This window comes from Kitasatospora sp. NPDC127035 (genome assembly GCF_042726075.1).
In the GTDB taxonomy this organism is placed as follows: domain Bacteria; phylum Actinomycetota; class Actinomycetes; order Streptomycetales; family Streptomycetaceae; genus Kitasatospora.
Window position 1 is genome coordinate 1 of the sequence record NZ_JBHXDN010000119.1, and the last position, 13,819, is coordinate 13,819.

Below are 13,819 nucleotides of genomic sequence, written 5' to 3' on the forward strand. Positions count from 1 at the left end.
CATCCGCAGTGAGAAGGGTCTGCGCTGGGGCGGCAGGCCCGTCCTCGCCGCGTGATCAAGCAACCCGGTGAACGAATGCGGTCACAGCACTAGCTAGGCCCAGGTCCACCGGCGCGTCTACAAGCGGTGGCAGCGCGACGCGCCCATGCAGCTGCCGCGAGTGGCGATCGGGTTGCCGTCGGTCCCGGCCGGGGTGGTCTGTGTTCTCATCGTGGTCCGTTCGTGTCCAGGTACAGGACGGGGTCGTCTCCGAAACGTCCTTCGGCGTTCAGGGCGAACAGGGCCGCCATCGCTTTGGCGGTGTAGACGGGCTCGAGAACGAGGTTCTCCGTGTCGGCGGCCAGGCGTTGGGCGCGCTTCGCCTCTTCCGTCGGGTGGCCGTAGGCTGGCCCGAGCCAGTCCCGTACGATGAGGAGGCCGTCTGCGGGGACGTCGACGGTCCGGAGGTCCGCGCCACGCGATACGAGGAGCTTCTGCGTGCGGTGCGCGAGGCGGACGAGGGCGGGTGGATCCAGTCGCAGCGTGTCGTTGACGACGACACCGACCACCTGGGTGCGCAGGCCGCTGAGGCGCAGGCCGAGCAGAAGTCCGGCGACCGTGCCTCCGGATCCGACCGGAGTGACGATGTGTGACGGTTCGGGCAGGATTCCCTGCCGGATCTGTCCGGCGAGTTCCAGTGCCGCCTCGACGTAGCCGAGTACGCCGACCGGTGACGAACCGCCCGGTGGGACGAAGTACGGCAGTCGGTACCCGGTCGTGTGGCGGGCGGCCAGGAAGGGTGCCAGCGCGAGGGTGCGGGCCTTGCTGTGGGTGAAGTGCAGGGTCGCGCCACTTCGCCGCAGCCGTGCGAGCTGCGCGCATACGTGGTCGTCGACGGGCTGGTCGACCAGGGCGAGTGCGGTGTGCAGCCCCCGGTCGCGTGCGTACAGGGCGGTCGCCAGGCCCCAGTTGGTTCCCAGGCCCCCCACGGTCAGGACGGTGCGGCGGTCGCGGCGCAGGGCATCGGCCAGCAGCCATTCGAGCTTGCGTACCTTGTTCCCGCCCCAGCCGCCGTCGCCGAATTCACCGTCGCACTTCACCCACACGGGGGCGGGGCCGGTGGACAGCCCCGGCAGGTGACGCACGGGGGTGGGGCCCGAGCCCAGGCGGAGGTGCGGCAGTGCCCCGCGCAGCTCCGGGAAGCGCTGGTGCAGGAGCGGGACGGGCGCGCTCATGCCTGCTCACCCGCACCGACGGGGCCGAGGACGCGCCCGATGTGGGCGTTGGCGAACACCCCTCGGGGGTCGAGGCGGGCGCGTACGGCCTGGAAGCGGTCCCAGTGCGGGTACCGGTGGCTCAGCGCTTCGGCGGTGAGGAAGTGCCGCTTGCCCCAGTGCGGCCGGCCACCGAACTCGATCATGGCCTTCTCGACGGCCCGGAAGTATGGCTCCCACGGGATGCCTGCGAACTGGTGCACGGCGATGTAGCAGGTCTCGCGGCCGCCTGCCGGGCTGAGATAAGCATCGTCGGAGGCGACGAAGCGGACCTCCAGCGGCGTGGGCACGTCGAACCCGCGTCGTTCCGCGATCCACAGGACGGCCCGTACGGCCTCGGCGGCGTGCTCGCGGGGGATCGCGTACTCCATCTCGGTGAGGGGAACGCGGCGCGGCGTGGCGAAGACCCGGTAGGACCGGTCGACGTACCTCGTCGTTCCCGAACACGTCGAGGCCAGCCGGTTCAGCGCCGGAATCCACCGTCTGCGGGCCCGGCCGAGCCGACAGAGGCCCCAGTACGCGTAGTTGGTCAGGAGCATGTCGTGGAACCACTCCCCGGACCGCGATCGCGGACGCGGCGCGGTCGGGGTGCGGTTCCAGGTCTTCGTCATGGCCAGCCTGCTGTGCGGGAAGACGAAGAACCCGAAGTGGTCGTTGGTGTCAACGCGTTCGTCGAGGCCGTGCAGGACCGTCTCCAGCGGAGCGGTCGTGTCCTCGGCGCTGAGGGTGAAGGCCGGCACGGCTTGCAGTGTCACCGCCGTGACGACGCCGAGGGCTCCCATGCTCACCCTCGCGGCCCGCCAGGCGTCGGGATCCGCGCCGTCGCCCACTTCCAGCGTGCTGCCGTCGGCGAGGGCGAGCTCGATCGATTTCAAGCCTGCGGACAGGTTGGGCAGCGTGATGCCGGTGCCGTGGGTGCCTGTCCCGGTCGCGCCGGCGATCGACTGCACGTCGATGTCGCCGAGGTTCGCGAACGCGAGACCGTGGTCGTACATCACGGCACTGAGCGTTCCCAGAGAGATTCCCGCTTCGACGCGGACCAGGTTTCTCTCCTGGTCGATGCCGAGGACCTGATCCATGCGGTCCAGCGACAGCAGGGTCCCATCGGTCAGCACGCTGTCGGTGAAGGAATGCCCCGCCCCCGCCACCCGGACCGTACGGCCGGCCGCTGCGGCACGGCCGATGGCATCGCTCACCTCCGCCGTACTCCTCGGCCGCTCGAAGACTGCTGGGCGACAGCTCTGGTCACCCGCGAAATTCCTCCACACCTGCCCATTGTCCATGGCTGCTCCTCAGGAAGGCCCACGCCGCAGGAGACGGTCGTCCTCGCGACAGGCCACTGCTGCCTTCGGCAGTCGGCGTCGCGACCACGGCGGTGCCCTCACTCTAGTCAATATTGAAGATATCTTCAATATTTAGGCTTGCCCTGGGCCCGCGCCACATCGCGCGAACGCCACTGACGGGGTCGGGCGACACGGGCGGGCGACTTTCGGCGCGAGCTCGGCGTCTCTGCGGCGCAAGTGCGAGGGCGGGACTGCGCGGTGGTCATCGGGCTGTTCACCCGACCGGAGGGTGGCCCCTGCATCGGTGCTCCTCGACGGCACGACAAGCCGGAGGCGCGCTGCCCGAAGTGCCCGGGCGGCGCCTTGGCTTCATGGCGATCGATCCCGACGGAGTAATGACCGACATGGTCACGCAGCTTTGACGCCACCCTCAGAAGGGAGTTGCCGCATGGCCGCTGAGGCCGGACCGCCGAGTGAGAGGCCCGCTCGGTGTTCTCCGGGCACACGGCCACAACGCCGTCCGACGACACTCCCGTCTCGGACACCGCAGCCCCGTCGCCTACGGGACCGCACGCGACGTCGACCACCCTGACCGACCCCGCACGGCCCGTGTCCGACGATCGACGCCAAGGTCAAGGCCACGACGCCGTCGCCCGCTTCGGCGACAGCCGGGAACGTCCTCCGAGCGGCGGGTGTCCCGGACGGACCGGTGACGATCTCCGGTCAGTGGCCGGATTCGCCGCGGTGGTGGTCAACGTTCTCGGGGGTGCCGACATAGCCGCATCCGGTTCCCGGGCACTCCAGCCAGTAACCGTTGTCCAGCACCGCCTGCCGGATGGTCGTCCTGCCGTTCGGGCCGAAGCCGTACTCCGCGAGGAGACGGGCGACCGAGTTGTCGAACTGGACGGCCATGAGGGCCGCCTCGGCGATCCTGTCGTGGCCCTGCGCGAAGTAGGAGCCGCTTCCCACCTCGGTCCCGCAGCCGCACCAGCACGTTCCGGTCGGGGCCACGGGCGTCTCGTCTGGGGTCATGAAATCCATGATAGGTGTCGTGGGCAATGCTGGCGGGCTCATGAAGTTCATGAGCCCGCGCGTCAGGTCCGGCGAATCAGCGGCGAGGCGAGGCGGCAAGCCTCAGGGCGGCCGGCAGCGACTGATGCTCCGAGGCCACTGCCCGGGCTGACGCCGTCGGCGGGCGAGGACTCTGTTGGTCCGGCGCGGTGTCGCGTCCCGGTGGAGCCGGCCGCCGTCGGAGGAATCGGCCGAAACACGGTTCGGGGCTGATCTACGATCGAAGGCATGAGCCTCCTCGCGGAAGGTGCGATTCCTGCCGATGCGACCAGCCTGGTGGGACGTCGGCGGGAGGTCGCGGAGCTAAAGCAGCTGCTGGCCGTCGCGCGACTGGTGACACTGACCGGCACCGGGGGCGTGGGCAAGACCCGGCTGGCCATGCAGGTGTCGCGTGAGGTGGCGCGGGCGTTCGACGCAGGGGTCTTCTGGGTGCCGCTGGCAGAGGTCACCAAGCCCGCCCAGGTGGTCCTGACGGTGATGGAGGCAGTGGGTCAGCGGACGGGACCCGGCGACATACGGGCACTGGCCGACTGCCTGGGGGAGCGGCGACTGCTGCTGGTGCTCGACAACTGTGAGCACCTGGTCGGAGCGTGCGCGGACCTGGCGGCGGAGGTACTGCGGGCCTGCCCGGGCGTGCGAGTGCTTGCCACCAGCCGCGAGGTGCTCGACATCGTGGGCGAACACGTCTTCGCCGTGATGCCCCTGTCCGTTCCCGAGGAGAACGCCGCCGGGGGTGCCGCCGTCGCCCGAGCCGACTCGGTGGCCCTGTTCGTGGACCGGGCCACGGCTGCTGCCCCCGGCTTCCGGATGACACCCGCCAACGAAGCGGCCGTGGCCAGCCTGTGCCGGCACCTCGACGGTCTGCCCCTGGCCATCGAACTCGCCGCGGTGCGGGTACGCGCCCTGTCGGTCGAGGAGATCCTGCGCCGCCAGGACGAACGCTGCGAGTTCCTGACCCGTAGGCGGGGCGGCACGGCGACCCCCTCACGTCACCAGTCCCTGCGGGCCACCATGGACTGGAGCTACGAGCTCTGTTCGCCCGAGGAACGTCGGCTGTGGGAGCGGCTGTCCGTGTTCTCCGGAGGGTGCGACCTCGACGCCGTCGAAGACGTCCTCACGGACCGGCGACTTCCGCGCGCCGCCGTCCTCGACGCCCTCACAGGCCTTGTCGAGAAGTCCGTCCTCACCTGCGAGGAGTCCCACGGCCGGGTCCGCTACCGCATGCTCGAAACCATCCGCCGCTACGGCCACGAGCACCTGAGCCCGGCCGGTGAGGAGGCCGGGCTCAGCCGCCGCCACCGTGACCACTATCTGCGGCTGGCCGAACGTGTCCGCGACCAGTGGTTCGGCCCGGGCCAGGCAGCCCTCTTCGCCACAACCCGCCGCGAGCACGCCAACCTGCGGGCCGCCCTGGAACACAGCCTCACCGAACCGGGCGAACCAGAAGAAGCTCTTCGCATCGCGGCAGCCCTGTGGATGTACTGGATCGTCTGCGGACTCGCCCACGAAGGCGCCATCTGGCTCGAACGAGCCCTCGCCTCCACCACCGCCGAGTCGAGCCCACAGCGGGTCGACGCCCTGTGGGTAGCCGTCCTGCTCGGCAACTACAGCGGGAGACCAAACAAAGATGCCGCACACGAAACCCTCTCCATGGCGCAGGAGTGCCACCGACTCGCCGCGACACTCCACGACCCGGCCCGCCTGGCCCACGCCACCTACCTGTGGGGATACGTACAACTCGCAGGAGACGACCCGGTCCGAGGCTTCCTCACCCTCGCCGAGGGGGTGGAGATGGAGCGCGTGTGCGGCGACTCCCACCCCCACCTGCACCACGCGCAGATCCTGCTCACCACCGCGGCAAGCCTGGCCGACCTCGACCACGTGGTCCGCAGCGTCGGCCGGGAATGCCGCGACGCCTGCCGACAACACGGCGAGCAGTGGCTCCAGTCCTGGGCCCTGCTCCTACTGGGACTGTCCGCAGTACTCCAAGAAGCGGGCGACGACCCGGACCCGCACTCCCACCTCGACGCACAGAGCCAGCTCAAGGAGGCCATCCGCCTCAAATACCCCTTCCGCGACCCACTGGGCGTCGGCTGCGCACTGAACTACCTCGCGTGGAGCACGGTGATGTCGGGCGATCCCGAGCGCGGAGCCCGACTCCTCGGCGCCGGCACCGTCTTCTTGCGCCCGCTCGGCCTCGACTTCGACAGCTTCCCCGTAGAGAGGTGGACCAGACGCGGTGCCCGCCTGGAGATCATCCGAGCAGCGAAGGAGGCGCTGGGGGAACAGGAGTACCGTGCGGCGCACCTGAGCGGGGCGCGGTTGACCCAGGACGAGGCGGTGGCCTACGCCCTGGATAATCGGCTCGGCGATGAAGGCCGCACCACGACACCGAAGCAGACCCCGGTGGTTCAACACTTCACTCGTAGAGAGCGGCAGGTCGCGAAGCTTCTGGCCGAGGGAGCCTCCAACAGGGAGATCGCTGAGCGGCTAGTCATCTCCCGCCGCACCGCCGAGACCCACGTCGCCAACATCATGAGCAAACTCGACTGCACCTCCCGCGCCCAAGCCGCCGTCCGGATCGCCGGAATGGACCAGGATTCCGGCGTGGTCCAACCGGGCGGCGCTCAGCACCCGGCACGGTGACCCCGCCGCGGCGAAGCCCCGATCGGTGGCGTCCAAGGTCGCCGCAGCCCCGAACCCCGCTATCGGGGGAGCACCCCGCGCGGGCAGCGACGTGCCCCGGCCACCGGCACAGCGCCCGTCCACACCCCTTGCCGTGCTGTTCGACAGCAGCCGGACCGCCATGCGCCGTACTCCCGTGAAGATCAGGAGACTGCTCGAAGCACACGACGTCGCCATCCCGCCAGTCGGGCCCCGCCCTCCGTTCTCGATGCCTCAAGAATCGACGCCGTGGCGCATGCGCGTCACCTGGTGCCGCCGCTGCTGACCGCCACCACCGTGTGCAGGCCCGCCGCGGCTTCGCCCGTCGTAGGTTCGGCGCCGGGGGTCTGTCGTTCCCAGCCATCGAGGAGAGCATCGACGGCGTCCGGGGAGCGGGGGTGCCACGACAGGCCGGCCTGCGCCCAGCAGGCGGCCACGCGCGCAGCACGAAAGGGCCCGCCCGGGCTGACCGCCCGGTGGCTGAGCACGAGCACGCTGCCAGCGGGCAGCTCCCGGCGCAGCGTGGTGAGCAGGGAGTGGGCCTGTGGGTCGGCCAGCTCGTGCAGGACGTCACCGAGGACGGCCGCGACCGGGCGATTCCAGTCGAGGCCCGCACGTTCGCGCAGCGTCGTGAGCAGGGCGGTGGGCGTGGTGAGGTCGGCGTGCAGGTGTCGGACCTGGGCGGGTGCGGGTGCGTCGAGCAGTGCCCGGGCGTGGGCCATCACGACGGGGTCGCGGTCCAGGTAGACGAATCGTGCGTCCGGTCGGGTGGTGAGCACCGAGGTGTGGATCGGGGCGAGCGCGGTGCCGGGCGCACCGGTCGTCAGGCCGCACCCCAGGTCGAGGAATTGTTCGAGGCCGTGTTCGGCCAGGAGTCCGGTGGTGCGGTGGAGGAATTCCCTGCCGCGGTGAACGGTGTCCACGCAGTCTCGGTCCTCGGCCTGGAGGAAGTCCAGCAGCGTCCGGTCCGCGGCGAGGTGGTCCTTGCCTGCGAGCATCAGGCTCGCCAGACGGGCGGACGTGGGCCGGTCCGGCCGCAGGTCTCCCCAGACAGCCGGCTCCGGCCACGGTGTGGGCGTCGGCTTGTCTGCAGCGCGGTCGTGCGGGGACGGTTCCTGGGCTTGGTCACGTACCTGGTGCCACCACAGGGCGACGGGCCGGTCCGCGTGAGGCGGGTGTGGACCGGCCAGCTGGCTCATGCCCGCTCCGTCGGCAGGGCGCGCGGCGAGGCGGGCGCGGAGTCGGTCGGGAAGGTCGTGCGGGAGGTCACCATGAGGGTCCTTGGGGGATGGCGGTCGGCCGAGCGGGCAGCGCACCGGTGCTGCTCGGTGCCTGTGCGTTCTCGGGACTCGGTGGACTCGTGGGTCGGCGGCGCCTCGCTGCCGGGATTCGTGCTCGCCCGGGTGGGCCAAGGGGGGCGGTCGGCCGGGGGCACGCACATCGGTAGGAGTGCAGGCTGCACAAGGTCGGCGATCGGGTCGGGGCGCGGGGGTCGCACGAGGCGGGACGTATGGGGCTGCTTCAAGTTCAATCGGCTCTTTCGACAAAGGAGTTGGCCGCCGACGCCGGCCCCCGGTGCGTTATCAGATCGTGATCTGACCGGACCGTGGTGATGCTTCGTCGGTCCGGGAGGCGCGGTGCGGGCGCCGTTCACGCGCAGGACCGGGGCGGCGTTGACGAGCCCGTGGGGGCATCGCTCGCCCGAGCCGGTTCCCGCACACTGCCATGTTCAGTTGCCCCATTCGCCCACGTCCGGGATCGCCACCGCCCGGTCGCCTGCCGCGGTGGGGGCGCGTGGGCCCACAGTCGCGCGGGTGATGCACTCCGTTCACTCATGTCACGGTCATGTAACGCGCCGGGATTCGGAGCCGGCCTGCCTCTCCTATCCAGGGCAGCGAACGCACCGAACAGCATCACGACGGGTCCCGCCCGCTGGAGTCCCCTGCTGCGAGACCGAGCCGCTGCTCCAGGTGGCGCGCCTGCTCGGACCGCGCGCTCGGGGGCAGGGCGCCCTTCCCGTTCCCCAGGCTGCCCGATCGGCCGGGATCGGGACCCATGAATGAAGAACCGTCAGACCATCCGGCGCTGTGAGCCGCCGGCAGTCCCTAGGAGAACCATGCCGCTTCGCCCGAGCTCGACGACCACCGGCCGCACCGTCCGACGTAGAGCCGGTGCCGCCTTCGTCGTGCTCCTCGCCATCGGTGCGACTGTTGCTCCGGCCGTCGCGGACGACTCCAGGTCGTACGACTTCGAGTCCATCGCGGCCAAGGAGTGGCCGTTCAGGGCCATCAATGGCGCGGGCGCCGTGAACACAGCGCCCGCGCCGGCGCGGGCCGGTACTGCGGCGAGGTTCAACGTGCCCAATGACGGGCATTCGTTCCGCTCCGAGCTGGCCCTCAAGGGCCTGGGCGCGGGGAGTCACCGCTTCAGCTTCTCCAACTACCTTCCGAGCGACTGGAAGCAGGTCTCGTACGACACCATCGTCGCCCAGTGGTTCAGCGCGCAGCCCGACAGCGACGGAGTCAAGCCGGTCGTCTCGCTCGCGGTGCAGGACGGTCAGTGGCGGCTCAAAGTTCACTGGCTGAAGAACCTGGCCACCTTTGAGGAGTACCAGTCCCTGATCCCGCTGGGGGCGGTGCAGTTCGGGCACTGGAACCGCTGGGCGCTCGACATCACCTGGTCCACCCCGTCCACACCCGGGTCGATCACCGTGACCCGGGACGGCACCCAGGTCGGCTCCCATCGCGGCGACAACAACTACCACCGTGGTGAGCCGCCGCACTTCCGAACCGGGATCTACCGTCCGGCCTGGCGCCCGGAGAAGGAGAAGTACCCGACCGGTGGCCCGGACGTGGTGCTGTTCGTCGATGACATCGCTATCACGCCGGGCTCCGCCGGTCCGGCGACCCCGGCGGGCTCGACGCCGACTCCCGGAGCCCCGAGCGCGAGCACCGCCGCGAATCCGAGCGCTGCCGTATCCCGGTCCGCCGGGCCGACGTCTGCTGGATCCCCGTCCCTCGCGGCCGGCTCCCTCGGTTCTGTACCCGCGGCGCCCCCGGTAGCCCATTCGTCCTCGGAGCCCGCAGCTGCGGTGCATGGTGAGCCGTTGGCTGTCGGGGGCCCGGCCGCTCCCGCGACCGCGTCGGAGCTGTCCGCGACCGGCGCCGGTACGGACGTTGCGATCACGCTCGTCGGAGGTACCGCCGCGATCGTCGGCGGGATTTTCCTGCTCGGGCGCCGCAGGAGCCGGCGCCGGTAAGAATCGTCCCCGGTCGTCGCCAGGTGCGCTCGCGGACCCGGACCGCCTTCTGGAGGGCCGGTCCTGCAACACGTCCTCGTCCGCCACGCGCCGGGGGCACTACCGCCCCTGGCGACGACCGGGCGTCGACCGCCTCCGGGAGACACTCTCCCGTCGTTTCGACGTCATGTGCCCCGGCGTCTGCTCGCGGGCGCCGGGGCGCCTCGTACCCGTGTCCCGCCGCGGCTCGTTCCTGTGGTGGGACACGGTGGAAACGTGACGGGAACTTGTGCAACGTTTGGACAACGGTGCGGGCTCTCCCCGTGCTTCGGTTCTCTCTCCTCTCACGAACCACTTTCCGCATCCCGGCTCGCCGATCCTGGTTCCGGAGGCCGCCGGTTCAGAACCGCGACTCGCACCGCCGGATCCCGAGCGGGTGTGCACCACCCAAGGAGGACCTTCCCCATGCCCGACAGCCCGCCCTGGGTTCCGGTGATCGTCGTCGACGGCGTCTACCGGCCGCTGCAGGCCAGTTGCCGAGAGGACAGCAGTTTCGGCACCGCGGCGGAAACGATCCCCTTCACGTCGAGTGCCGCGACGCCCGGGTCCGGGCGGATGGCGAGCGCCCAGGACGATCACGTCGATGGACGCCTACAGATGCGGATCATCCCTGATCGCGGGTGCAGCCTCCTGTTCCCCCGTGCGGCACCATCGCGCACAGGAATGTCGGGCGGGATTCCCGTGCGAAACAGCACGGACCTCATCCTCCCCGCCGAACCCCTCCGCGCGATGGAACTGATCCTCGACGCAGCGCGAAGGGATGACTTCCCCCTGGCCGTCAGCTGGGCGGACAGGCTGCTCATCACCGTGCTCGCATCCTCGGGCCCGTACCACCGGTCCGCTCTCGCCGTGGCCGAGCTCCGCGCCGATCTGGCCTGGTTGTCGGGAGACGCCCACTACGCGACGGAGCTCTGGACACTGATCGCCCGCGGGTGGTCGCTGGTCGCCGGCCCGGGAAGCAGGCAAGCCCGCTTCGGCGCACGTCAGGCGGCCGCGGCATGGCGAGCGGTCCCGGACGCGGAGGCGTCATCCAGAGCGGACAGGCCCTTCTGTCGATGCTGCTGACCGTCGTTCCCCGGCCGGAGTCGGACCCTCTCGTTCTCGCGGTTCGCCGTCGGCTACGGCGGACCGGTGACAGAACCACGTGAGTGCCCGAGGGGCCGGAGGCCCCGACCGGGAGCGCCGGGTCCGGCCGGTACCGACGAGGTGGCGGGCTCAGAATCGCTCGGTCCAGTAGGGGTCGAGCGTCGGGGTGTCGCCCTCGGGGACGGAGGACGTGCCCAGCCAGGAGCCGACCAGCAGCTGCGTCGTGCGGTACTGCGAGCGGTAGCCGAGCGGGGCTCGACCCTGAGGAGATGGACTTCATGCACAAGATCGCGAAACTCTCCGACGACGAGCGCCGGCGCCTCGTTAACGAGTTCATTGACGACACCCTCGGCGGCCTGGACGCCAATCCCGACCTCGTGGACATGATGCGCTCGGCCATGCCCGACCTGCCGGACGACCCCGAACCGGATCAGGTCGAGGCATGGGTGGAACCCGCCGAACTCACCCAGGACCCGGACTTCCGCACCGCGGTGCGCCGGATGGCCGAGCACCAGGCCGCGCAGGGCTTGGGGAGCATGCCGCGGTAGGTCTCGTCGAAGTCGTCGCCGTCTGAGTCGTCGTTCGGGTCGTCCTCGGCCGGCTTCGTTCGGCCGGTCTTGATCCGGCTCACACAGTCGGCGGACTTCTGGGAGTTCAGATCGAGGGTCTTGAAGTCGAGCTCGAATCCGGGCTCCGGCACCTTTGCCGCGCCGTCGGTCACGATCTGGTAGCCCGGGCCGCGGTCGGCCTCCGCGAACTTCTGTTCCGGCCGGCCCGCTTCGGGCTCGGTTGTCGTCGTGCCGGTGGTCGGCTTCGGCACTCGCGCCGCCGCCTCCTGCTCCTGTGTACGCTGCGGTTCCTCCTTGCGGGTGCCACCGGTTCGTGATGGGCCGCCGCGCTCGTCCCCGTTCCCGTCGCAGCCTTGGCCGTTGCTCGCGCCGCCGCCTCTGCCGCCGCCCTCACCGACCCCGACTCCGTCGACGCCACCGAACTCCGCAAGCGGCCCGCTGCTGAGCACTGTGGTGGCAATTCCCAGGCCCTCTCGGACCTTGTCGGTCGTGTGCGGCTTCTGCTCCTCAGGAATGTCGTGGAACTGCCCCGGGTGTGAGCATTCGGGGCAGTAGGCGAAAGCCGGCTGGCCGGTGGCCAGGCCGGCGCCGAGCGTCAGGGACAGGACAGTCGCAAGCTTGACGGCTGTCCGGACGGTTCTGCGTGCCCCATGGGTATCCTTAAGAATGGTTGGCGGTCCGGGAGGACCGGGTGTGGCTGATGGGTGTTTGCCGTTGATGGCTCCAGGAGAATGGCCGCCCGGTCCTCCGGGACGCTCCGACCACTGATTGAGAGCTGCGGTCATCGCTGGTTAAGGACCTGTCGGCGGAGTGTTCTTCGGGCCGTGGAAGTGCTGGTCACGGAGGAACGGAGCGACGGACTTGAGCGCGTCCCATGCGCGGATTTGGGTCGGCATCGACGCCGGCAAGGGGCACCACTGGGCCGTGGCTGTGGACGCCGACGGCGAGACGCTGTTCTCGACGAAGGTGATCAACGACGAGGCCCAGATCCTCACCCTCATCGAGACAGCCCGCGCACGTGCTGCCGAGGTGCGGTGGGCGGTGGACATCTCCGGCCGTGCCTCCACCTTGCGGCTGGCCCTGTTGGTCGCCCACGACCAGCAGGTGGTCTACGTGCCTGGGCGCACCGTCAACCGCATGTCCGGCGCCTACAAGGGCGAGGGCAAGACCGACGCCAAGGACGCCCGCGTCATCGCCGACCAGGCCCGCATGCGCCGGGACTTCGCCCCGCTCGACACGCCGCCGGAGCTGGTCTCCGGCCTCCAGGTGCTGACCCACCACAGGGCTGACCTGATCGCCGACCGCGTCCGGCTGATCAACCGCCTCCGGGACCTGATGGTCGGCATCTGCCCCGCCCTGGAGCGCGCCTTCGACTACTCCGCGGCCAAGGGCCCGGTCGTCATGCTGACCGAGTACCAGACCCCGGCAGCCCTGCGCCGAATCGGCGTCAAACGGCTGACCACCTGGTTGGAGCGGCGCAAGGTCCGCGGCGCAGACACCGCCGCGGCCAGGGCCGTGGAAGCCGCCCAGTCCCAGCAGATCGCGCTGCCGGGCGAGAAGCGGGCCGCCAAGCTGGTCTGCGACCTCGCCCACCAGCTCCTGGCCCTGGACGAGCGGATCAAGGACAACGACCGCGAGATCCGTGAGACCTTCCGCACCGACGACCGCGCCGAGATCATCGAGTCCATGCCCGGCATGGGCCCGATCCTGGGCGCCGAGTTCGTCGCCATCGTCGGCGACCTGTCCGGCTACCGCGATGCCGGCCGCCTGGCCTCCCACGCCGGCCTCGCCCCGGTCCCGCGCGACTCCGGCCGTCGCACCGGCAACTACCACCGGCCCCAGCGCTACAACCGGCGGCTGCGCTGGCTGTTCTACATGTCCGCGCAGACCGCGATGATGCGGCCCGGCCCGTCGAGGGACTACTACCTCAAGAAGCGCGGCGGGGGGCTGTTGCACGTCCAGGCCCTGCTCACGCTCGCCCGTCGACGGGTCGACGTGCTCTGGGCGATGCTGCGTGACAGAAGGCTCTTCACCTCCGCCCCGCCGGTCACGCAGAGGGCTTGACACGATCATTGAGATTCTCCAGGATTTGCAGAGCATCCGCACCGCCCTCACGCCAGGCCCGACGCCAACGCTCCACCGACCGCTCGCTCACCCGCAGCTCCCGGGCGATCACCGAAGTCTTCTCGCTCGCCTCGAACCGAACCCCGGCCTCCAGCCGCACCTGTTCACGAAACGCCCGCCGCTCAGCGGTCAGGCCCCCACCTTGCGCGTACCGCATACCACCGGCATACCGCAGGGATCACTACCTGTCACCACCGACAACGGAACGAAAACCTCAGTAACGGCGGCGTCTTGCGGACCGTCCGGTCGCGGGTCGGCGGGTTCGGCTGGACCTGAGGGCGTGTCGTCTCGTATGCGGCAACGACCAGTGCGGCCGGCGGACGTTCGCCGAGCAGATCCCGGCTTTGACGTCCCGCCATGCGCGTCGCACGACCGCGCTCACCGACATCGCCCTGTTCCTGGGCGGCCGGGCCGGAGCCCGGATCTCCGGGCGTCTGGCCATGACCACGGGCCGGGACACCCTGCTCCGTC

General features: G+C 70.3%; 11 protein-coding genes. 5 read left to right on the forward strand and 6 right to left on the reverse strand.

Annotated features, from left to right (window positions below):
- Positions 1 to 206: 206 nt before the first annotated feature.
- The 3 genes from ACFWIC_RS39805 to ACFWIC_RS39815 all read right to left on the reverse strand — a co-directional run bounded on the left by ACFWIC_RS39805 (position 207) and on the right by ACFWIC_RS39815 (position 3,568).
- Positions 207 to 1,214 (reverse strand): 1-aminocyclopropane-1-carboxylate deaminase/D-cysteine desulfhydrase, encoded by a 1,008-nt coding sequence (locus ACFWIC_RS39805; RefSeq protein ID WP_380521970.1) that lies wholly within the window; start codon positions 1,212 to 1,214, stop codon positions 207 to 209.
- Positions 1,211 to 2,536, reverse strand: a complete 1,326-nt coding sequence (locus ACFWIC_RS39810) for a D-arabinono-1,4-lactone oxidase (RefSeq protein ID WP_380521972.1) — start codon at positions 2,534 to 2,536, stop codon at positions 1,211 to 1,213. The genes ACFWIC_RS39805 and ACFWIC_RS39810 overlap by 4 nt, the downstream gene beginning before the upstream one ends.
- A gap of 723 nt (positions 2,537 to 3,259) precedes the next feature.
- Positions 3,260 to 3,568 (reverse strand): hypothetical protein, encoded by a 309-nt coding sequence (locus tag ACFWIC_RS39815; RefSeq protein WP_380521974.1) that lies wholly within the window; start codon positions 3,566 to 3,568, stop codon positions 3,260 to 3,262.
- A gap of 267 nt (positions 3,569 to 3,835) precedes the next feature.
- On the opposite strand from ACFWIC_RS39815, the gene ACFWIC_RS39820 reads away from it, so the two are divergent.
- Positions 3,836 to 6,253: an ATP-binding protein gene (locus tag ACFWIC_RS39820; RefSeq protein WP_380521975.1), complete on the forward strand. Its 2,418-nt coding sequence runs from the start codon at positions 3,836 to 3,838 to the stop codon at positions 6,251 to 6,253.
- A 281-nt stretch (positions 6,254 to 6,534) separates the two neighbouring features.
- On the opposite strand, the gene ACFWIC_RS39825 is transcribed toward ACFWIC_RS39820, so the two are convergent.
- The gene (locus tag ACFWIC_RS39825) at positions 6,535 to 7,470 is read right to left on the reverse strand and encodes an SAM-dependent methyltransferase (protein ID WP_380521976.1); all 936 of its coding nucleotides are present in this window, start codon (positions 7,468 to 7,470) and stop codon (positions 6,535 to 6,537) included.
- 917 nt (positions 7,471 to 8,387) lie between these two features.
- On the opposite strand from ACFWIC_RS39825, the gene ACFWIC_RS39830 reads away from it, so the two are divergent.
- From ACFWIC_RS39830 to ACFWIC_RS39840, 3 genes are all read left to right on the forward strand, one after another.
- Complete coding sequence (locus ACFWIC_RS39830) at positions 8,388 to 9,530, forward strand: heparin lyase I family protein (RefSeq protein ID WP_380521978.1); 1,143 nt, start codon at positions 8,388 to 8,390, stop codon at positions 9,528 to 9,530.
- A 444-nt stretch (positions 9,531 to 9,974) separates the two neighbouring features.
- Positions 9,975 to 10,634 (forward strand): hypothetical protein, encoded by a 660-nt coding sequence (locus ACFWIC_RS39835; protein ID WP_380521980.1) that lies wholly within the window; start codon positions 9,975 to 9,977, stop codon positions 10,632 to 10,634.
- Positions 10,635 to 10,924: 290 nt separating this feature from the next.
- Complete coding sequence (locus ACFWIC_RS39840) at positions 10,925 to 11,203, forward strand: hypothetical protein (RefSeq protein WP_380521981.1); 279 nt, start codon at positions 10,925 to 10,927, stop codon at positions 11,201 to 11,203.
- Here ACFWIC_RS39840 and ACFWIC_RS39845 read toward each other — a convergent pair.
- The gene (locus tag ACFWIC_RS39845; RefSeq protein WP_380521983.1) at positions 11,086 to 12,009 is read right to left on the reverse strand and encodes a hypothetical protein; all 924 of its coding nucleotides are present in this window, start codon (positions 12,007 to 12,009) and stop codon (positions 11,086 to 11,088) included. The two genes, ACFWIC_RS39840 and ACFWIC_RS39845, sit on opposite strands and share 118 nt — an antisense overlap.
- Positions 12,010 to 12,085: 76 nt before the next feature.
- On the opposite strand from ACFWIC_RS39845, the gene ACFWIC_RS39850 reads away from it, so the two are divergent.
- Complete coding sequence (locus tag ACFWIC_RS39850) at positions 12,086 to 13,288, forward strand: IS110 family transposase (RefSeq protein WP_380521984.1); 1,203 nt, start codon at positions 12,086 to 12,088, stop codon at positions 13,286 to 13,288.
- Here ACFWIC_RS39850 and ACFWIC_RS39855 read toward each other — a convergent pair.
- Positions 13,272 to 13,505, reverse strand: a complete 234-nt coding sequence (locus ACFWIC_RS39855; RefSeq protein WP_380521987.1) for a helix-turn-helix domain-containing protein — start codon at positions 13,503 to 13,505, stop codon at positions 13,272 to 13,274. The genes ACFWIC_RS39850 and ACFWIC_RS39855 overlap by 17 nt on opposite strands.
- Between the last annotated feature and the right edge of the window lie 314 nt (positions 13,506 to 13,819).